The sequence below is a fragment of the Jejubacter calystegiae genome (assembly GCF_005671395.1).
GTDB classification, from domain to species: Bacteria; Pseudomonadota; Gammaproteobacteria; order Enterobacterales; family Enterobacteriaceae; genus Jejubacter; species Jejubacter calystegiae.
Genome location: NZ_CP040428.1, coordinates 2,324,458 through 2,344,394, shown reverse-complemented (window position 1 = coordinate 2,344,394; position 19,937 = coordinate 2,324,458). Strand labels below are relative to the sequence as shown.

Annotated in this window: 16 protein-coding genes; 6 read left to right on the top strand and 10 right to left on the bottom strand. The window is 57.1% G+C overall.

Annotated elements, in window-relative coordinates:
* Positions 1 to 123: 123 nt before the first annotated feature.
* From proY to phoB, 4 genes are all read right to left on the bottom strand, one after another.
* Entirely contained in the window at positions 124 to 1,476 is a 1,353-nt protein-coding gene (gene proY, locus FEM41_RS10805) for a proline-specific permease ProY (protein ID WP_138095979.1), read from the bottom strand.
* Positions 1,477 to 1,542: 66 nt separating this feature from the next.
* Entirely contained in the window at positions 1,543 to 2,859 is a 1,317-nt protein-coding gene (gene brnQ / locus FEM41_RS10800; RefSeq protein WP_138095978.1) for a branched-chain amino acid transporter carrier protein BrnQ, read from the bottom strand.
* A gap of 350 nt (positions 2,860 to 3,209) precedes the next feature.
* Positions 3,210 to 4,505, bottom strand: a complete 1,296-nt coding sequence (gene phoR, locus FEM41_RS10795) for a phosphate regulon sensor histidine kinase PhoR (protein WP_138095977.1) — start codon at positions 4,503 to 4,505, stop codon at positions 3,210 to 3,212.
* A 23-nt stretch (positions 4,506 to 4,528) separates the two neighbouring features.
* Positions 4,529 to 5,218, bottom strand: a complete 690-nt coding sequence (gene phoB, locus FEM41_RS10790; RefSeq protein ID WP_138099163.1) for a phosphate response regulator transcription factor PhoB — start codon at positions 5,216 to 5,218, stop codon at positions 4,529 to 4,531.
* Between the two features lie 203 nt (positions 5,219 to 5,421).
* On the opposite strand from phoB, the gene sbcD reads away from it, so the two are divergent.
* Together sbcD and sbcC are read left to right on the top strand one after the other, a co-directional pair.
* The gene (gene sbcD / locus FEM41_RS10785; protein WP_138095976.1) at positions 5,422 to 6,624 is read left to right on the top strand and encodes an exonuclease subunit SbcD; all 1,203 of its coding nucleotides are present in this window, start codon (positions 5,422 to 5,424) and stop codon (positions 6,622 to 6,624) included.
* Complete coding sequence (gene sbcC / locus FEM41_RS10780; RefSeq protein WP_138095975.1) at positions 6,621 to 9,764, top strand: exonuclease subunit SbcC; 3,144 nt, start codon at positions 6,621 to 6,623, stop codon at positions 9,762 to 9,764. Before sbcD ends, sbcC begins: the two co-directional genes overlap by 4 nt.
* Before the next feature lie 26 nt (positions 9,765 to 9,790).
* On the opposite strand, the gene mak is transcribed toward sbcC, so the two are convergent.
* Entirely contained in the window at positions 9,791 to 10,702 is a 912-nt protein-coding gene (mak, locus tag FEM41_RS10775; protein WP_138095974.1) for a fructokinase, read from the bottom strand.
* A 131-nt stretch (positions 10,703 to 10,833) separates the two neighbouring features.
* Here mak and rdgC point away from each other — a divergent pair, with 131 nt between their 5' ends.
* A complete protein-coding gene (gene rdgC / locus FEM41_RS10770; protein ID WP_138095973.1) occupies positions 10,834 to 11,745 on the top strand; it encodes a recombination-associated protein RdgC in 912 nt (303 codons plus the stop codon).
* A gap of 42 nt (positions 11,746 to 11,787) precedes the next feature.
* On the opposite strand, the gene FEM41_RS10765 is transcribed toward rdgC, so the two are convergent.
* The 3 genes from FEM41_RS10765 to FEM41_RS10755 are packed head-to-tail and all read right to left on the bottom strand — an operon-like array spanning position 11,788 to position 14,062.
* Positions 11,788 to 12,009 carry a non-oxidative hydroxyarylic acid decarboxylases subunit D gene (locus FEM41_RS10765; RefSeq protein WP_138095972.1) on the bottom strand — a complete coding sequence of 74 codons (222 nt, stop codon included), beginning with the start codon at positions 12,007 to 12,009 and terminating at the stop codon, positions 11,788 to 11,790.
* A gap of 21 nt (positions 12,010 to 12,030) precedes the next feature.
* Complete coding sequence (locus tag FEM41_RS10760) at positions 12,031 to 13,458, bottom strand: non-oxidative hydroxyarylic acid decarboxylases subunit C (RefSeq protein ID WP_138095971.1); 1,428 nt, start codon at positions 13,456 to 13,458, stop codon at positions 12,031 to 12,033.
* Between the two features lies 1 nt (position 13,459).
* Positions 13,460 to 14,062 carry a non-oxidative hydroxyarylic acid decarboxylases subunit B gene (locus FEM41_RS10755; protein WP_138095970.1) on the bottom strand — a complete coding sequence of 201 codons (603 nt, stop codon included), beginning with the start codon at positions 14,060 to 14,062 and terminating at the stop codon, positions 13,460 to 13,462.
* Between the two features lie 476 nt (positions 14,063 to 14,538).
* Here FEM41_RS10755 and FEM41_RS10750 point away from each other — a divergent pair, with 476 nt between their 5' ends.
* Complete coding sequence (locus tag FEM41_RS10750; protein ID WP_138095969.1) at positions 14,539 to 14,949, top strand: MarR family winged helix-turn-helix transcriptional regulator; 411 nt, start codon at positions 14,539 to 14,541, stop codon at positions 14,947 to 14,949.
* A gap of 121 nt (positions 14,950 to 15,070) precedes the next feature.
* Positions 15,071 to 15,469 (top strand): helix-turn-helix domain-containing protein, encoded by a 399-nt coding sequence (locus tag FEM41_RS10745; RefSeq protein ID WP_138095968.1) that lies wholly within the window; start codon positions 15,071 to 15,073, stop codon positions 15,467 to 15,469.
* A 98-nt stretch (positions 15,470 to 15,567) separates the two neighbouring features.
* Here FEM41_RS10745 and adhP read toward each other — a convergent pair whose 3' ends face one another.
* Positions 15,568 to 16,581, bottom strand: coding sequence for an alcohol dehydrogenase AdhP (gene adhP, locus FEM41_RS10740; RefSeq protein WP_138095967.1), 1,014 nt, complete (start codon positions 16,579 to 16,581; stop codon positions 15,568 to 15,570).
* Positions 16,582 to 16,767: 186 nt separating this feature from the next.
* Between adhP and hemB the strand changes: the two genes are divergently transcribed.
* Positions 16,768 to 17,745 carry a porphobilinogen synthase gene (gene hemB / locus FEM41_RS10735; protein ID WP_138095966.1) on the top strand — a complete coding sequence of 326 codons (978 nt, stop codon included), beginning with the start codon at positions 16,768 to 16,770 and terminating at the stop codon, positions 17,743 to 17,745.
* A 37-nt stretch (positions 17,746 to 17,782) separates the two neighbouring features.
* Here hemB and FEM41_RS10730 read toward each other — a convergent pair whose 3' ends face one another.
* Positions 17,783 to 19,936: a polysaccharide biosynthesis tyrosine autokinase gene (locus FEM41_RS10730; RefSeq protein WP_241666592.1), complete on the bottom strand. Its 2,154-nt coding sequence runs from the start codon at positions 19,934 to 19,936 to the stop codon at positions 17,783 to 17,785.
* Between the last annotated feature and the right edge of the window lies 1 nt (position 19,937).

The window sequence follows — 19,937 nt, the reverse complement described above, 5'->3', positions numbered from 1 at the left end:
TGTCAGAAACTGGCCTCACCTTGCCATAAGGACCAGGGCGATTGCTCATCATCACAAAGAGATTTGGGGGAGGAGACGGGGGGAGGAGACTGGCCGCCCAACTTGCGGCGGCCAGACAGGGGATTATTGACTGCGGCGACGCTTAACCCACCAGCCAATGAGCAGCAACGCTATCCAGGCAAACCCCACATACAGCGAGATGCGGGTTTCCGGATGGTAGCCAATCAGCGCGATAATAAAGGCCAGGAAAATCAGCCCCACCACCGTAGTCGGAGTCCCGCCAGGCACTTTAAATTTCAGGGCCTTAACCTCATCCGTAGACAGACGACGGCGGAAGGCTATCTGCGACAGCAGAATCATAATCCACACCCAGACGGTAGCGAAAGTCGCCAGCGAGGCGATAACCAGGAACACGTTTTCCGGCATAATGTAGTTGAGCCAGGCGGCTATCAGCAGCGCCACCGTCATCACCATCACCGTAACCCAGGGAATACCGTTACGCGAAGTTTTGGCGAAAATCTTCGGTGCGCTGCCCTGCTCCGCCATGCCGTGCAGCATACGGCCTACGCCGAACACATCGCTGTTAATCGCCGATAGCGAGGCCGTCAGCACCACAAAGTTCAGGATGCTGGCGGCAAAGGCAATACCCAGATGCTGGAAGGTCAGAACGAAGGGACTACCATTAGTGCCCACCTGGTTCCAGGGATAGATAGACATGATCACAAACAGCGTACCGACATAGAACACCAGAATACGCATCGGTACTGAGTTAATCGCGCGGGGAATAGACTTCGACGGGTCCTTAGCTTCACCGGCGGTAATACCGATAATCTCGATCCCGCCATAGGCGAACATCACCATTTGCAGCGACATGACCATCCCCAGCCAGCCATTGGCGAAGAAGCCGCCATTACTCCACAGGTTATGAATACCGGTCGGCTGACCGCTGTTGCCGATGCCCCAGATGATGATGCCGAAACCGGCGACAATCATGATGATAATGGTGGCGACTTTGAAAAACGAGAACCAGAACTCCAACTCGCCGAACACCTTCACGCTCATCAGGTTGATGGCGCAAATCAGCAGCACCACGCTCAGTACCCAAATCCAGTGCGGTACCGTCGGGAACCAAACCCCCATATAGATACCGAATGCCGTTACGTCGGCTATCGCCACTATCAGGATCTCAAAGCAGTAGGTCCAGCCGGTGATGTAACCGGCAAGCGGCCCCAGGTTCTCCTGGGCATAGCGGGAAAAGGAGCTGGCCGACGGGTTATGAACCGACATCTCGCCCAGCGCGCGCATGATGATGTAGGCCACCACGCCACCGATAAGATAGGCCAGCAGCACGCTTGGCCCCGCCATTCGAATGGCATCGGCCGAGCCGTAGAACAATCCGGTGCCGATCGCCGACCCTAACGCCATAAAGCGTATGTGCCGGGTGCTCAGGCCACGTTTGAGCTTATTTTTTTCCATTGAACCAATCCACTAAAATAAAAAAACCACGGGGCTAAGCCCGTGGTTAACAACAAATCTTTCTGGTTACTGCACAGCTGACGTCGTCGGGCGTCCTGCCACACGGTCCCAAATAGCACAAATAACCAGTACTGCCACTGTCGGCAGCAGCCACGCCAGTCCCTGGTCGGCCAGCGGCAGATGTGCAACCCATTCAGGCTGCCAGGCAAGCGTAGAGGCTTTTAGCCCATCCATTATTCCAAACACCAGGCTCACCAGCATGGCTGGCGCTATCACCCGGGTGGAACTGTGCCACAGCGAGCGGGTAAAGCTCAGCACAACCAGAACGATACAGGGGGGGTAAATCAAGGTCAACACGGGGATGGAGATCTGAATCAGGTGGCTCAGCCCAAGGTTCGAAATCACCATCGAGAACAGGCCCAGGATAAAGACCAGCGTGCGATATGAGAACGGCAGATACTGGGCAAAGAACTCAGCGCAGGCGCAGGTCAGACCGACCGCGGTAACCAGGCAGGCAAGGAAAATCAGAATCGCCAGCAGGAAGCTACCGAAGCCACCGAAGGTGTGCTGAACATAGGCATGCAGAATGGCCGCGCCGTTAGCGGACTGATCCACCAGCGCCATACTGTCAGAACCCAGACGGAACAGCGCCAGATAGAGCAGCGTCAGGCCGATACCGGCAATCAGACCCGCCCAGATGGTGTAGCGGGTTAGCAGTTTCGCCTCAGTCACGCCGCGCGAACGGGCGGCGTTGACAATAACGATACCGAACACCATGGCGCCCAGGGTGTCCATGGTCAGATAGCCGTTCACAAAGCCGTTCGAGAACGGGGCGTTCTGGTAAGCCTCGGTCGCGGTGCTGATACCACCGGCCGGCCAGATTATCGCTGCCACCGCCAGCACAATCAGCGCCAGAATTTTCAGCGGCGCCAGGAAGTGGCCCACGGTGTCCAACAGCTTGCCCGGATAGAGCGAAACAACAATCACCAGCGCGAAGTAAATCAGGCTGTAGATCAGCAGCGGCATGGCGCCACTGCCGGTCAGCGGCGCGATACCCACTTCAAAGGAGACGGTTGCGGTACGCGGTGTGGCAAACAGCGGTCCCACGGCCAGATAGCAGACGGTTGCCAGCAGAATGCCGGCACGGCGGCCAATGGGGGAGCTCAGGCTATCCACTCCACCGCCGACCCGGGCCAGCGCTACAACGGTCATCACCGGCAGACCAACAGCGGTAATCAGAAAGCCAAAAGAGGCCCACCAGACGTGCTCGCCGGCCTGTAAGCCAACCATGGGCGGGAAGATAATGTTGCCCGCGCCAACGAACAACGCAAAGGTCATAAAGCCCAGAGCGATGATGTCACGCGAAGTTAAACGATGGGTCATAAATTCGAGTTGCCTGTGGATGTGGTGTTGATTTTAGCAAATTTTTCGCCACGTCGGGGTGGTGAAAAAGCGGTCTAATCAGAAAATGACAGTGAGAAACGCTTCTCAACAAGCGTGGCGAAGAATTGTTTATCGATATACCACGCAATTCTGGTCAGTCTGACGATAATGGGGGCCAATTAAAACGCTTATAGCGTTTGAAGGCAAGAAGCGATCCTGAAACCAGAGTAATATACTAAACATATAATTACATCCAGACAGATGCACCAATTCTTCAACTTTAGTCCGGTTTATCATTCGAATAAAAAGCGAACAGCCGCAGGCATTAATTCCCTGCGGCGAAGGGAGAGTTAACCCTCCGTGCGATTATCAATCAACCGGACGGGTATCTGGAACGAAAAGCAGCTGCCCAGCCCGGGAACGCTTTCCACTTCCAGCCGGGTATCATGGTGGCTCAGGGCGTGTTTAACGATAGCCAGCCCCAGGCCGCTACCGCCGCTCTGGCGCGAACGGGCTTTATCCACCCGATAGAAACGCTCCGTCAGACGCGGCAGATGGTGGGCCGCAATTCCCGGACCGTCGTCACTCACGCTAAAGCGCGCGCCTTGCGGCGTCCGCTGCCAGCACACTGCGATATGCGATCCGGCGGGAGTATGGTTAATGGCGTTATAGACCAGATTCGAGACGGCGCTGCGCAACTGTTCACTATTGCCACGAATCTTCAGGGCGGGCTCCACCTCGAAAGTGAACTGATGATCCGGCCCCAACGAGCGGGCGGCCTGCTCCACCTGACGCAGCATATCCGGAATATCCACGCTTTCACTCAGATCCAGGGTGGGCGAAGCTTCAATCCGCGACAGCGTCAGCAACTGTTGTACCAGGCTGCCCATCCGCTGCGTCTGCTCTTCCATGGTTAACAGCGCTTTATCACGCAACGCGCCATCCGCTTCGCCTTCACGCAGCATCTCCAGATAGCCCTGGAGCACCGTCAGAGGCGTGCGCAGTTCATGGCTGACGTTGGCGAAAAAGTTACGCCTCGCCCCTTCCAGTTGATGCATCTGGGTCACATCTCTGGCCACTATCAGCCACTGACGATCGCTATAGGACATCACGCGGAATTCAAGATGTCGGCCGCTGTTCAGCACCAGATTCAATGGGCGGGAAAAGTCGCGTAACTTCAGGTAGTCGCTAAATTCGGGATAGCGCAGCAAGTTCAGGATATTCTGGCCGTTATCGTCGGGCCAGCGCAGGTTAAGCAACTGCTGCGCCAGGCCATTACACCAGAAGATCGCCCCCTCTTCAGTGGTCAACACCACCGCATCCGGCAGTGATTCGGCGCCGCTGCGAAAGCGCTTGATCAGGCTTCCCAGCTCATTGCGCCTCTTCCTGTTACGCATCTGCATCTGATGCAGTCCATAAAGCAGCGGTTCCCAGCTACCGCGCCCTGGCGGCGGCGTCATGCTGCGATCCACCCATAGCCACCAGGAGAGCCGCAGCAAATTATGGAAGTGCCAAATCAAAAGCCCCGTCACGGCAGCCAGTAAAAACCACGGCAGGTGCCCCACCAGCGCGCCAAGCAGCAGCGCTGGCAGACAACACAGGACCAGCTCAAAGGCCAGTCTTTTCCACGACAGCCGTTCCAGCAAAGGGCTTACTCCTGAATCACAGATTAATAACGGGTAGAAAAACGGTAACCAGTGCCGCGTACCGTCTGAACCATGCGATCGTGGCCGCTGTTTTCCAGCACCTTACGCAGGCGACGAATATGCACATCCACCGTTCTATCCTCGACGTACACATTGGTGCCCCAGACCTGATTCAGAAGCTGCTCGCGGCTGTAGACCCGCTCGGGGTGCGTCATAAAGAAGTGCAGAAGCTTAAATTCGGTAGGCCCCATATCGAGCGGACGCTCGCCGTTCATCACCCGGTGAGAAGTGGGATCGAGGCTTAGCCCTTCAATTTCGATAGGCTCCTCTACCGCCATGGGCGAAATGCGTCGCATCACGGCCTTAATTCGCGCCACCAGCTCTTTTGGAGAGAAGGGTTTGGTGATGTAGTCATCGGCGCCGGTTTCCAGTCCGCGCACCCGGTCTTCTTCTTCGCCCCGGGCGGTGAGCATCACTACCGGAATATCCCGGGTCATCGGCTGGCGCTTCAGGTGCTTAATCAACTGAAGCCCGGAACCGCCAGGCAGCATCCAGTCCAGCAGGATCAAGTCAGGCCAGGGTTCGTTAAGCCGTGCCACAGCGGCATCGTAATCTTCCGCTTCAAGCGGCAGGAAACCATTCTGCTCAAGTACGAAACAGACCATTTCACGGATTGGAGCCTCATCTTCTACCACCAGAATACGTCGCGCCATCATTCGCCCTGTCTGATTTTTTCTTGCCCTCGTCGCGAGGGTGCGGGTTGCCATTTTGTAATGCGCGCCATTATGCGTCACTTTTATGACAGATTTATGAAAAACATGACCCTTTAATGACGGATACCGTCACAGAAGAGGCGCACTGGCTTCCAGGTTGTTTATAATCCCCCTCACGCTTTTTTGCCACCGGAACCGGGATTATGCGGATCATTCACACCTCTGACTGGCACCTCGGCCAGAATTTCTATACCAAAAGCCGGGCTGCCGAACATCAGGCCTTTCTCGACTGGCTGCTGGCACAGGCCGAACATCACCAGGCGGACGCCATTATTGTGGCGGGGGATATTTTCGATACCGGTTCGCCGCCCAGCTACGCCCGCGAGCTGTATAACCGCTTTGTGGTCAGATTGCAGCAGACCGGCTGCGCGCTCTATATTCTGGCGGGCAACCATGATTCGGTAGCCACCCTGAACGAGTCCCGGGAACTGTTGGCCTGTCTGAACACCTGCGTGGTGGCGACCCCCACCGATGAACCGCTGGAGATCATAAGCCGCGACGGCACGCCCGGCGCCATTCTGTGTCCCATCCCTTTTTTGCGACCGCGGGATCTGCTGCAGAGCCAGGCGGGGCAGGATGGCCGCGACAAACAGCTCTCGTTGCTGGAGGCTATCAGCCAGCACTATCAACATGTTCACGAGAAGGCACTGGCGCTACGCGGCCAGCGCGATTTGCCCATTATCGCCACCGGCCATCTGACCGCCGTCGGCGTCACCACCAGCGATTCGGTACGCGATATCTATATCGGCAGCCTGGACGCCTTTCCTGCCCAGAATTTTCCGCCTGCCGACTACATCGCCCTGGGCCATATCCACCGCCCCCAGAGCGTGGGCGGCATGGCACACGTGCGTTACAGCGGATCTCCCATTGCCCTGAGCTTTGACGAAACCGGCAAAGAGAAGAGCGTCAGTCTGGTCAGCTTTGAAGACGCCGCTCTTACCGAAATCAAAGCACTACCGGTGCCCGTCACCCAACCGCTGGCGCTAATCAAGGGCTCGCTGGCAGAGATTGAACAGCAGCTCAGCATCTGGCGCGACGCTCCTGAACAACCGGTCACCTGGCTGGATATTGAAGTCACCACCGACGAATACCTGCACGATATGCAGCGCCACATCCGCCAGTTGACGGAAGATCTGCCGCTGGAGGTGATACTGATTCGCCGCAGCCGCGAACAGCGCCAGCGGGCTATCGATAACCAGCATAAAGAAACCCTGAGCGAACTGAGCGTGGACGATGTCTTTAGTCGCCGCCTGGCGCAGGAAGGGCTGGAGCCTGAACGGGAAGCACGGCTGCGCCTGTTGTTTGGTCAAATCCAGGAAGCCCTGCATCAGGAGGATGAAGCATGAAAATTTTAACCCTGCGCCTGCGCAATCTGAACTCACTGCGCGGCGAATGGAAAATTGATTTCAGCGCCGAGCCCTTCGTCAGCAACGGCCTGTTTGCCATTACCGGCCCCACCGGCGCCGGGAAGACCACCCTGCTGGATGCTATCTGCCTGGCGCTGTATCACAAAACGCCGCGCCTGAGCAGTATCTCCCAGACCCAGAATGAGCTGATGACCCGGGACTGCGCCGACTGTCTGGCAGAGGTGGAATTTGAAGTACGGGGCGTGGCGTATCGCGCCTTCTGGAGCCAGAACCGCGCCCGGGGTCTGGCAGATGGCAAGCTCCAGGCCCCCAGAGTGGAGCTGGCGCGCTGCGACAGCGGCGAAATTCTGGCGGATAAAGTCAAAGACAAACTGGATCTCCAGGAGCAGCTTTCCGGGCTGGACTATGACCGCTTCACTAAATCAATGCTGCTTTCCCAGGGGCAGTTCGCCGCCTTCCTGAATGCCGATGCCAATACCCGCGCGGCGCTGCTTGAAGAGCTGACCGGCACCGAAATCTATGGCCGCCTGTCGGCCCGGGTCTTTGAGCAACATCGCCAGGCAAAGAGCGAACTGGAACAACTGGAAGCCCAGGCGGGCGGCGTCACTCTGCTCGATGAAGCCCAACGGCAGCAGTTGAATCAGGGTTTGCAGGCGCTCACTGACGAGGAAAAAAAACTGACCGGCGAGCAGCAGCAGTGCCAGCGCCATCATCAGTGGCTACAGCAGTTGCATCAGCGTCGCCAGCGCCGGGAACAGGCGCAACAGGCCCTGAACCAGGCCCGCCAGGCGCTGGAACAGGCTGGCCCCGATCTGGCCCGCCTGGCACGAGCGCAGCCCGCCGCCCGCCTTCAGCCCTTGTGGCAGCAGCGCCAGCAGCAGACGCAAATGCTGGCGACCACCCAACAGCAACAGCAGCAGATAACGGCGCAGCTTCAGGCGCAACTGACACGTCGTCGTCAGATTCGCAGCGGCGCCCAACGCCAGGCTGAGGATATCCGCCTGCGCCACAGAACGCTGGAAAACTGGCTAAGCGAGCACTCACATTTTTCCCGATGGCGCGATGAACTGGCAGGCTGGCGCGCTGCTTTTAGTCAGAGGCGGAGGGAGCAGCAGCAGCTAACCGCCCTCGCCCACACCCTGAGCGAACTCGATGCGCGCCTGAGCCAGCTTCCCACGGCGGGCGCAGACGATAGCCATGCTCAGGTTAGTGAGCGTTTACAAAAAATGGCGGTGGAACGCCCGCTGCGTAACCGTCTGGCGCTGCTCCACTCACGCTTTGCGCCGCTGGCTCAGCGCCAGCAGGAGCAACAGCAGGAACTCCAGACTCTGATAGCCCGCCTCACCGAACAGGAAAAGACGCTGGAACAACGGCGCACCGATTTCCGCCACAAAAAACAGCTGGTGGAAGAGGTGCAGAAGATCTGCGCCCTGGAACAAACTATCGTCAGACTTCAGGACGAGCGCGCCCGGCTACAGCCGGAACAGCCCTGCCCGCTGTGCGGCTCCACCCAACATCCCGCAGTGGAACGCTATCAGTCCCTGGAGCCCGGAGAAAATCAGCAGCGTCTGGCGCAACTGGAGCGCGAAAAAAACGCCCTGGCGGAACAGGGCGCAGCTCTGCGCGGCCAACTGGAAGCCTGGCAGCAGCGCCGCACCCAACTGGAAGCCGACGGCAAACGGCTGGCGGAAGAGCAGAACGAGCAAGAGAAGGCGTGGCGTCAGCTCAATAGCGAACTCGGCACCGACTTTGCGCCAGGTCAGCCCATTAGCGGCTGGCTGGAACAACAGGAGCAGGAGGAACAGCGGCTGCGTTCGCTGCTGCAACGCATTGAACTGGAAACCCAGCATAAGACGGCTCAGGCCCAACGTCAGTCGCTGATTCAGGAGCAGGAGCGCCAGCAGCAGTCAATTCAACAGAGCCTGGCGGCGCTGAACCTTAGCTGGCCCGACATCGACCAGGAGGCCGCCTGGCTGGAAGCGCGTGAGGCGGAAAACCGCCAGTGGCAACAGCATCAGGAGCAGCTTCCTCAGCTTCAGACCCAGCTACAACGCATGGAGCAGGTACTCACTACCCTGCCCCAGGAGGATGACGCCACCGGGGATGACCCCGCTCAGGTGCCGGACGACTGGCATAAAATCCACGACGATTGCCTGTCGCTGGCAGGCAGAAGCCAGAGCCTGGCCCGGCAGGAAGCAGAGGAGCGTCAGCGCCTGGAAACCGCCAGCCGCGACTTCAACCAGCGGCTTGAGGCCAGCGATTTTGCCGACGAAGCCGCGTTCCTCGCCGCTCGACTGGACGACGAGAGCCTGCAGGCGCTGGAACAGCGTAAAATCGCGCTGGAGCGGGAGAATCATCAACAGCAAACGCTGCTGGATGAAGCCGAACGCGCGCTGCGCGACAGCCATGAACAGCGCCCGGAACAGGCCAGCGATGAGGATAACCCGGCGCTGCTCGCCCAACGGCTGGAGGCGCTGGCTGGCCAGTTACACGCTAACGCTGCCCGCCAGGGCGAACTGCGCCAGCAACTGCGTTACGATGACGAAAACCGCCAGCGGCGCCAGAGCCTGACGGCACAGATCGCTGCGGCTCAGCAGACGCTGGAAGAGTGGAGCCACCTGAATCATCTGGTGGGTTCCCGTGAAGGGGATAAATTCCGCCGCTTTGCCCAGGGACTAACGCTGGATAATCTGGTCTGGCTGGCGAATCGCCAGTTAACCCGCCTTTATGGCCGCTACCTGCTCCAGCGCAAAGAGAGCGATTCGCTGGAGCTGGAGGTAGTGGACACCTGGCAGGGCGAAGCGGTACGCGATACCCGCACGCTATCGGGCGGGGAAAGCTTTCTGGTAAGCCTGGCGCTGGCCCTGGCGCTCTCCGACCTGGTCAGTCACCGCACCCGTATCGATTCGCTGTTCCTTGACGAAGGGTTCGGTACCCTGGATGCCCGCACCCTCGATATCGCCCTCGACGCGCTGGATGCCCTGAACGCCAGCGGCAAAACCATTGGGGTTATCAGCCACGTCGAAGCCATGAAAGAGCGTATTCCGGTGCAGGTTAGAGTCAGAAAGATTAACGGGCTGGGCATCAGCCGTCTGGAGAGTCAGTTTGCCGTGAATTAGCGGCGCCCGCAGGCGCCGCCGCATGCTCAACCGTTAAGCGGCCACAGCCAGGCGGCGCCGCGTACACCGCTGGAGTCGCCGTGCTGCGCCTGCAGCACCGGGGTTTCGCACTCGCCGCCAAACACCCAGGATTTCATCAACTGCGGCACCGTGCGATACAAACGTGCCACGTTGCTCATGCCGCCGCCCAGAACAATGACGTCCGGGTCGAGAATGTTCACCACATGCGCCAGCGACTTTGCCAGCCGCTGTTCATAGCGCTGAATCGCAAGAGAAGCCGTGGCGTCCCCCTGCTCCGCCAGGGTCATCACTTCGGCACCGCGCAGCGCGCTGCCACTCAGGCGCTGATAGTCTCTGGCAAACCCGGTGCCGGAGATAAAGGTTTCGATGCAGCCCCCTTTCCCGCAGTAGCACGGGACCTCATCGCGGTAACGCAGTTCATCATTATCCATCCACGGTAGCGGATTATGGCCCCACTCCCCGGCCACCGCATTGCGACCATCATGACAGCGCCCGTTCAGGGCCAGCCCCGCACCGCAGCCGGTGCCGATAATCACCGCAAAAACGCACGCTGCCCCTGCGGCCGCACCGTCCACCGCTTCGGAGACTGCCAGACAGTTCGCATCGTTGGCGACTCTGACTTCGCGCCCCAGACGCCGGGCCAGATCCTTATCGAAAGGCTGCCCGATAAGCCAGGTGGAGTTGGCGTTTTTCACCACACCGGTGGCTGGCGAAATCGCGCCGGGAATACCGACACCAACGCTGCCGCGCTCGCCGGTTTGCTCTTCCGCCATCGCCACCAGGGTGGCGATGGTCTCAATGGTTTGGGAATAGTCGTCACGTGGCGTAGGCAGACGGTGACGATAGAGCTGACGCCCGTCATCGGCCAGCGCGATGACCTCTGTTTTGGTTCCCCCGAGATCGATACCGATACGCACGGCGGGTCTCCTTAAATCGTTATATATCAGGATAATCAATAGAATAGAGCGGCGCCTCCGGAAAGACAATGAAACCCGCGCGTCAATTCGCTATCATGCCCGCTGCGTTTGGCTTATCAAGGTTATCGATCATGCTGTGGTTCAAAAATGTAATGGTTTACCGTCTCAGCCGCGACATCAGTCTGCAACCCGAAGAGATGGAAAAACAGCTGGCGCTCTTCAGCTTCACCCCCTGCGGGAGCCAGGATATGGCAAAAACCGGCTGGGTGCCACCGATGGGGCCACAGAGCGATGCGCTAACCCATGCCGTTAACGGGCAGATTATGGTTTGCGCCCGTAAAGAAGAGAAGATCCTACCGTCGCCGGTGGTCAAACAGGCGCTGGATTCAAAGATTCGCAAACTGGAAGCGGATCAGGGCCGCAAACTAAAGAAGACTGAAAAAGATTCTTTAAAAGATGAGGTGCTGCACGATCTGCTGCCCCGTGCCTTTAGCCGCTTCAGTCAGACCATGATGTGGATCGACAGCGTTAACGGGCTGATTTATGTGGACTGCGCCAGCGCCAAAAAAGCGGAAGATACGCTGGCCCTGCTGCGTAAAAGCCTGGGCTCTCTGCCGGTGGTTCCAGTATCGATGGAAAACCCCATTGAACTGACCCTGACCGAATGGGTACGCAGCGGCAGCGTTCCTCAGGGCTTCCAGCTACTGGATGAAGCGGAACTCAAAGCGCTACTGGAAGACGGCGGCGTGATTCGCGCCAAAAAGCAGGATCTGGTGAGTGACGAGATCGCGGTACATATCGAAGCGGGCAAGGTCGTGACTAAACTGGCGCTCGACTGGCAGCAGCGGATCCAGTTTGTTATCTGTGATGATGGCTCCCTCAAGCGCCTGAAGTTCTGCGACGAGCTGCGCGATCAGAATGACGATATCGACAGAGAAGATGTGGCGCTGCGTTTCGATGCTGACTTTACCCTGATGACCGGCGAGCTGACAGCGCTGGTTGAAAGTCTGGTGGAAGGACTGGGCGGCGAAGCCCAGAAGTAACGCCTTTTTCCCCTCACCCGATTGGGGAGAGGGGATTTAACGCTATAGCAGCGGCGGAATAGTGGGAACCTGGGGGGCGTTATCAATATCTTCCTGGGTCATCCGGAACGCCTCCGGATAGTGTTCCCGGCTGGTACGACGCAGCGGTTCGGTATTACGCCAGGTGTACAGGCAGTGCTGACACTGATACACCGTCCAGACGCCCTTCACCGGGGAAAGCGCCATTACCTCAATGTGCTCATCGGCACAGCGTGGACAAATCATCGGTTACCTCCTTCAGTTTGTTTAGCGACGCTCCGCCAGCATGGCGGTCAGTTTTTCTACCCAGATCCCCGTTTCCGGCAGATCTTTTACCGGCTGGCTGTAGTGGCCGCGAGTATCCGGCGCAACCGGCGTAGTGGCGTCGATGATCAACTTGTCGGTGATCCCCGCCGGACTTGAACCGGGATCCAGCTCCAGCACCGACATATTCGGCAACTGCACCAGATCGCCTGCCGGATTCACCTTGGACGACAGCGCCCACATCACCTGCGGCAGGTTAAAGGGATCGACATCCTCATCCACCATAATCACCATCTTCACATAGCCCAGACCATGCGGCGTGGTCATGGCGCGCAGACCAACGGCCCGGGCGAAACCGCCGTAGCGTTTCTTCGTGGAAATAATCGCCAGCAGCCCGTGGGTATACATCGCGTTCACCGCCTGAACCTCAGGGAACTCCGCCTTCAACTGCTGATACAGCGGTACGCAGGTCGCCGGTCCCATCAGGTAATCGATCTCGGTCCAGGGCATGCCCAGGTAAAGGGATTCAAAGATCGGTTTGGTCCGGTAACTGACTTTATCGATACGTACCACGGTCATATTACGGCCGCCGGAGTAGTGGCCGGTAAACTCGCCAAAAGGCCCTTCGATCTCGCGCTTGCGCCCTTCGATCACCCCTTCCAGGATCACCTCCGATCCCCAGGGCACATCAAAGCCCGTCAGCGGCGCAGTGGAGATCGGATAGCTACTGCCACGCAGCGCGCCGGCCATCTCATATTCCGACTGGTCGTAACGCAGCGGCGTGGCGCCCATCAGGGTGATAATGGGATCGTTCCCCAGGGTGATCGCCACCGGTAGATCTTCGCCACGCTCTTCCGCCTTATGCAGATGGAGAGCGATATCGTGCATCGGCACCGGCTGCAGGCCAAGCTTACGCTTGCCCTTGACCTCCATGCGGTAGATCCCGACATTCTGCTTACCAAAGTTATCCGGATCGCACGGATCCCGGGAAACTACGCAGGATTTATCCAGATAGAAACCGCCATCGCCGTCATTCAGGCGGAACAGCGGCAGAATATCGAACAGGTTGATCGCATCACCATCCACGCTGTTTTCTGCCCAGGGTGGGTTGTCGCGACGTTCCGGTGCTACCGGGAAGTCATCCCAGCGTTTGATAAAAGTATCGATCTGCTCTTTTACCGGGGTACCGGGAGGCAGACCGATAGAGATAGCGTGATTCTGCCAGGAGCCAATGGTGTTCATTACTACCCGGGCATCGGTAAACCCTTCAATATTGTCGAACCACAGGGCGGGCGCCCCTTCGCCAATACGCCCGGTGGCGTTGGCGGCGGCGGCGATATCTGGTTCCGCTTTCACCTGCTCGTCGATGCGCAGAAGTTGCCCCTGCTCATCCAGCGCCTGCAAAAAGCCACGTAAATCATCAAAAGCCATGCTATTCCTCCTCATAAGCAGATTGCGCCTGCTGTTGCGCGTGGCGTAATCCCTGCCAACGCCGGGCCTGTGGGTATTCAAGGCCAAACTGGTCCAATACCCGGGTCACAATATGGCGGGTTACGTCATCGATAGTCTGTGGATGGTTGTAATAAGCCGGCATGGGGGGAACCATTGCCACGCCCATACGGGAAAGCGCCAGCATATTCTCCAGATGGATGGTGCTGAGCGGCGTCTCCCGGGGCACCAGAACCAACTTGCGCCCCTCTTTCAACACCACGTCAGCCGCCCGCCCGACCAGCCCTTCTGCATATCCGGCGCGGATACCGGCCAGCGTCTTCATACTGCAGGGAATAATGATCATGCCATCGGTGCGGAAGGAGCCGGATGAGATAGTGGCGGCCTGATCGGCAGGGCTATGGGTCACATCGGCTAAGGCGGCGATGTCATGGGCCTGCCAGGGCGTCTCCAGTTCAATCGTGGTTTTTGCCCACTTCGACATGACCAGGTGCGTTTCTACCTGCGGTAGCGCTTTCAGCGCCTGCAACAGCGCCACACCCAGCGGGGCCCCCGTAGCCCCCGTCATACCGACAATCAATCTCATAGCCTCTCCTGATCATTTTGTTCGCATGCGAACGTTTTATTTACAGTGCCACGATGAGTGATGTCAGGCAATACCCCCAGGAAAAATGCGCACAAAACATCAACGCAGCAGGACAACCTTACCGAGAGGGCGTAGATGGAAAACAACTAATCGCCTGAGAAGGATTTCCAGAAAATCAGACAAGTCGAACCGTAATTTCCCCTGGATGACTGACTCTATTATTTTTTTCAACCTCTATGACAACAGGATAATCAAATGAAAAAACAGGATTTCGAACATCAGGTTCACCAGAAAAGGCATTAAATAACAGAACAAATACCCAATCGCCACCAGACAACCTTAAGCAAAAACTCAATGACAATATCAACGGAAAACCACCCCTCCCCCGAACCCAGGCTTACGGCATTCATCAATTAAGTTTTTTCCCCAGTACAGTTATGATGAGCAGGCAGACAAACCGTCATGGAGCCCACAACATGCAGCAGTTAAGAGACGAAGCCTTCCACCTTTTGCGCCAGCTTTTCCAGCGTCATACCGCACGCTGGCAGCAGGTGCTTCCGGAAATCACCAAGCCACAGTACGCCGTTATGCGCTCCGTTGCCGAAAATCCCGGTATTGAACAGGTGGCGTTGATTGACGTCGCCGTCAGCACAAAGGCAACCCTGGCAGAGATGCTGAGCCGTATGGAGGCCCGGGGCCTGGTGCGCAGGGAAAGCGATCCAGGGGATAAAAGGCGCCGTTTTATCTGGCTGACGGAAGAAGGCGAAAAATTGCTTCAGCAGTCCCAACCGAAGGGCGCAATGGTGGATGAGGAGTTTCTAAACAAATTAACACCAAAACAACAGGAAATTTTTTCCCAACTGATCGTCAGAATGATTAATAAATAATCAAAAAGTGCTGTCCTCTTTGCAAAACTTGAAAAAAAAAAACTAAATTTGCGAAATGCACACATTTTCATAAACTGCGTTGGGCATAATAGGAAAAGTCTTAACAAGGAGGATGTCAGGGATGAGAAGAGATCATTTTTCTGCAGGCGTCATCAATCAAATACTTCACTGGATTGATGATCATATTCACGAAAAAATTACGCTTGAGGATCTGTCGCGCATTGCCGGCTATTCCAAGTGGCACTTGCAAAGAATGTTCTACGATCAGATGTCGGTCACCGCAGCCAGCTATATTCGGCATGATAAGCTGCACCGCTCCATTCGCGATCTGAAATTTGGCGACTGCAGCATTATCGAAATTGCCGAAAAGTACAGTTTCAGCTCGCAGCAGTCCTATACCCGTACCTTTAAGCATGTGCTGACCTGTACGCCGTCCCAGTGCCGTGCCAGGAGAAACCATTTGTTTAATGGACTGGAAGGCGAAGCGCTATGCAAGGCCTGCCATCAATTGTATGACTGATAAGTGATCACGGCAGACGGGCTTCGGCCCGTTCCGGGCTATACGACCAGATGAACGGGCCGCCCCGGATTCGGAGCGGCATGGTTCGGAGGACGGGATTAGTGCGTAGCGAAATCAATTACCATACGGCCTTTGATTTTCCCCTGCTCCATTTCTTCAAAAATGGCGTTAATATCCGCAACCGGGCGTTTAGTGACTTTCGGTACCACCTTACCTTCCGCAGCGAACTGGAATGCCTCTTCCAGGTCTTTACGGGTACCGACCAGCGAACCTACCACCTGAATGCCATCCAGTACCAGACGCGGAATGTTCAGATCCATTGATTCCGGCGGTAGGCCAACGGCCACTACGCGGCCACCAGCGCGTACTGCATCAACCGCTGAGTTGAAGGCCGCTCTGGCCACCGCGGTCACTACCGCTGCATGGGCGCCCCCCACTTTTTCCTGAATGATCTTCGCCGCATCTTCATTGCGGGAGTTGATGGTGATATCCGCCCCCATCTCTTTAGCGAAAGCCAGCTGGGCGTCATTCACATCGATGGCAATCACCTTCGCATTAAAGACATTTTTAGCGTACTGCAGCGCCAGGTTACCCAGACCTCCCAGACCATAAATGGCAATCCACTGGCCGGGATGAATATGGGAGATTTTCACGGCTTTATAGGTCGTTACCCCGGCACAGGTAATGCTGCTGGCCGCGGCGGGATCCAGACCATCCGGCACTTTCACGGCATAGTCGGCCTTCACGATGCACTCTTCGGCCATACCGCCATCCACGGTGTAGCCCGCGTTTTTGACTGAACGACACAGGGTTTCGTTACCGGTGTTACAGTATTCGCAGTGACCGCAGCCCTCGTAAAACCAGGCCACGCTCGCCCGATCGCCAGGCTTCAGGGAAGTGACGCCTGGCCCGACTTTCTCGACAACCCCAACCCCTTCATGGCCCAGGATAACCCCTGTCTTATCACCGAAATCACCATTTTTAACATGCAGGTCGGTATGACAAACACCGCAGCATTCCATCTTCAGCAACGCTTCACCATGCTCAAGAGGGCGCAATGTTTTGTCCACTACCTCAACGCTATGATCTTTGGTTACCACGGCAGCTTTCATTTTGATTCCTTTTATCAGTGAAATACTCTACCCACAAAGTAGGACTCAAAACGATATTTTGCAATACGCGTTGGAAATCGCTGAACCGTTTTATCTGAAGGGCGATAATCGCAAAACCCTGGTGAAAAAAATCGGGTAACATAGAACCAATGTCCAGATAAATTCACCCAGAACAGAGTTGGTGCTATGTCCAGTTTTTCATTAATCAATCGTCCGCGTCGCCTGCGTCAGACCCCGGCGATGCGTGCGCTGTTCGAAGAGACAACCCTTTCCCTGAACGACCTGGTGCTGCCAATCTTCGTCGAAGAAGGCGCCGATGACTACACCCCCATCGAAGCGATGCCGGGCGTGGTACGTATTCCGGAAAAACGCCTGGCGTTTGAAGTTGAACGCTTTGCCAAAGCGGGCATTCGCTCCATCATGACCTTCGGTATCTCTCACCATACTGACGAAACCGGTAGCGATACCTGGAATGAAAACGGTCTGGTGGCGCGCATGTCACGCATTGCCAAAGACGCGGCCCCGGAAATGATCGTGATGTCCGATACCTGCTTCTGCGAATACACTACCCACGGCCACTGCGGCGTGCTGTGCGATCGCGGCGTAGATAACGACACGACCCTGGCAAACCTGGGCCGTCAGGCGGTCACCGCCGCCCGGGCCGGTGCCGATTTCATTGCTCCTTCGGCGGCCATGGATGGGCAGGTGCAGGCGATCCGCGCCGCGCTGGATGCCGAAGGTTTCACCGACACGGCGATCATGTCTTATTCCACCAAGTTCGCCTCATCGTTCTACGGTCCGTTCCGCGAAGCCGCTGGCTCAGCGCTGAAAGGCGATCGTAAGACCTATCAGATGAATCCGATGAACCGCCGCGAGGCGATTCGCGAGTCGCTGCTGGATGAAGCCCAGGGCGCAGACTGTCTGATGGTGAAACCGGCGGGCCCTTACCTGGATATTTTGCGTGATATCCGCGAGCGCACCGACCTGCCGCTGGCGGCTTATCAGGTGAGTGGCGAATATGCGATGATTAAATTCGCCGCTCAGGCGGGCGCCATCGACGAACGTAACGTGGTACTGGAAAGCCTGGGCGCTATTAAGCGCGCCGGCGCCGACCTGATCATGAGCTACTTCGCCCTCGATCTGGCCGAACAGAAGGTACTGTAGGCTTTCCCCCATGCCCAGGCGGGCATGGGGGAAACAGTCACGGCTTGCTGTCGCTATCGTACGCGTAGTGATGGTACAAACCATACTCGTAGAATTCGCCCCTGCGCCGCCGCGTGGCGTTCAGAATAGCGCCATTCACCGCGATATTATTCTGCCTGAGGCGCCGCAGACTGGTTTCCAGCTCCTCCCGGGTTGTGGTCTCAAATCTGGCCACCATTAGCGTACTGCCTACATGGCGACCAATAATCAGCGCATCGTAAACGGCCAGTATCGGTGGCGTATCCAGAATCACCAGATCGTACTGCGCCGATGCTTCCGCCAGCAGTGTCGAAAGACGTTCGCTCATCAGCCATTCCTGCACGTCGCTTTCGCCTTTGCCGCTGGGCAACACGAAAAGCCCCGGTATCAGACTCTGCACAACAGTCTGATTTATCGACATCTCACCCCGTAATACTTCCCCAAGACCGGGCACGTTACCGCATCCCAGTATCTGATGCACATCACCGCGCCGCAGGTCACAATCGATCAGCAGAACACGCATTCCCCCTTGGGCAAACAGCGTGGCCAGATTGGTGCTCACAAAGGTTTTTCCCAGCCCTGGCGTCGGTCCCACCACCATCAGGACATTATTGCGCGCTTCCATCAGCGCGAAGTGCAGGCTGGTCCGCAGCCCCCGGAAAGACTCCACCGCCAGGTCATTTGGCTGGCTTAGCACCAGCGGCCCGGCGACGGCGGGCAAGTACCGGTTCCATCTCAGAAAACTAAAGGGCCTGGCCAGTTTTTCGCACCAGGGAATACTGGCGTAGACCAGCAGATCCATCGACTCCAGCTCGCGCACGCTACGCACTCCACGACGAAACGCGCTTTTGAGTAACGCCACGCCGCAGCCCAGCACTCCCCCCAGAATCAGAAACAGCGCTAAAATCAGCGCTTTTCTGGGCGCTACCGGGCGGCTTTCCGTCGCAGCCAGATCGATAATCCGCACATAACCCACGATACCGGCTTTACTGATGCGCAGCTCCTGCTGTTTATGGAGCAACTGGGTATAGATAAGCTGTGCCGACTCCATATCCCGGGTCAGGCGCAGCACTTCCTGCTGGGTGCCCGGCATCGATGAGACTTTCTGATTCAGCTTACGGCGCTCTTCCATTAACGTCCGCCGTTTCTCGACCAGCGCCCGATAGGCCGGGTGTTCATGGGTATATAGCTTGGACAGCTCCGCCTCTTTAAACGCCAGTTCGTTTAACCCGGCTTCAACAGTAACCATACTGTCCAGCATGCTTTTCGCTTCCAGAGAGAGATCCACTGAATCATTCTGGCTACGGAAGTGATTCAGATTCTCTTCCGCCTGGTTCAGTTTTTCCTGAACCTTTGGCAACTGTTCATCCACAAATTGCAGGCTTCTCCCCACCTCCTCTGAACGCCAGGCGATATGCTGATTCTGATAGTTATGTACCAGATTATTCAAAATCTTTCGGATATAAACCGGGTCGGTCCCCCGATAAGTCAACTTCAATACGCCTGTACCCTTGCCCTGCTCCTGTACGCTAAAATCCTGAAGAATTCGCTCAATCGCCGTCTGCTGCGGCAGTTTCTGCAGGGTGAAGGTTGCGCCAGCAGGCGCATCGATCGCGTCAACCGTCAGCTGCATATCGGAAAAATGCAGCGGCTTTCCACGCACGCCTTCCAGAGGCGCGCCTTCCAGGGGTGTCAGACGATAGCGTTCGCCATCAAGCACTTCCAGCGTCGCAACCCGCGCTTCCAGCAAATTAGCGGGGGCTTTCCAGGTCAGCGTCAGCCGCTCCGGCGGCCTCTGAAACAGGCGTGAGGCAACGGTGCCCACCAGCGGAAAGGTATTTGGCGTCACGCTCGTATCCAGCCCCATCTCCGCCACCGTTTTACCCAATACCATACGCGAACGAATGATCTCCGCTTCAGTACTGGACTGAGGCCCGCTATCGGGCATCAGCTCTGAGAAACTCGCCAGCAGGTTAACGCTGCTGGTTTTATCCACCTGAACCATCGCGTCAGCCTGCCACACCGGCACCTGCGCTACGACCCATAGCATACCGACCAGGAAGGTGGCCAACATGATCCCAAGGATCGTTCCTTTATGATCCAGCAATGAAAAGAGAATCTGGATGAGATCCACCTCTTCGCTTTTAACACCCTGCCCGCGTATCTCTTCCACG

Bases quoted from the DNA above. Each gene is read 5' to 3' on its own strand.
- proY (WP_138095979.1), bottom strand. From the start codon at position 1,476: ATGGAAAAAAATAAGCTCAAACGTGGCCTGAGCACCCGGCACATACGC.
- brnQ (WP_138095978.1), bottom strand. From the start codon at position 2,859: ATGACCCATCGTTTAACTTCGCGTGACATCATCGCTCTGGGCTTTATG.
- phoB (WP_138099163.1), bottom strand. From the start codon at position 5,218: ATGGCGCGACGTATTCTGGTGGTAGAAGATGAGGCTCCAATCCGTGAA.
- sbcD (WP_138095976.1), top strand. From the start codon at position 5,422: ATGCGGATCATTCACACCTCTGACTGGCACCTCGGCCAGAATTTCTAT.
- sbcC (WP_138095975.1), top strand. From the start codon at position 6,621: ATGAAAATTTTAACCCTGCGCCTGCGCAATCTGAACTCACTGCGCGGC.
- rdgC (WP_138095973.1), top strand. From the start codon at position 10,834: ATGCTGTGGTTCAAAAATGTAATGGTTTACCGTCTCAGCCGCGACATC.
- FEM41_RS10765 (WP_138095972.1), bottom strand. From the start codon at position 12,009: ATGATTTGTCCACGCTGTGCCGATGAGCACATTGAGGTAATGGCGCTT.
- FEM41_RS10760 (WP_138095971.1), bottom strand. From the start codon at position 13,458: ATGGCTTTTGATGATTTACGTGGCTTTTTGCAGGCGCTGGATGAGCAG.
- FEM41_RS10755 (WP_138095970.1), bottom strand. From the start codon at position 14,062: ATGAGATTGATTGTCGGTATGACGGGGGCTACGGGGGCCCCGCTGGGT.
- FEM41_RS10750 (WP_138095969.1), top strand. From the start codon at position 14,539: ATGCAGCAGTTAAGAGACGAAGCCTTCCACCTTTTGCGCCAGCTTTTC.
- FEM41_RS10745 (WP_138095968.1), top strand. From the start codon at position 15,071: ATGAGAAGAGATCATTTTTCTGCAGGCGTCATCAATCAAATACTTCAC.
- adhP (WP_138095967.1), bottom strand. From the start codon at position 16,581: ATGAAAGCTGCCGTGGTAACCAAAGATCATAGCGTTGAGGTAGTGGAC.
- hemB (WP_138095966.1), top strand. From the start codon at position 16,768: ATGTCCAGTTTTTCATTAATCAATCGTCCGCGTCGCCTGCGTCAGACC.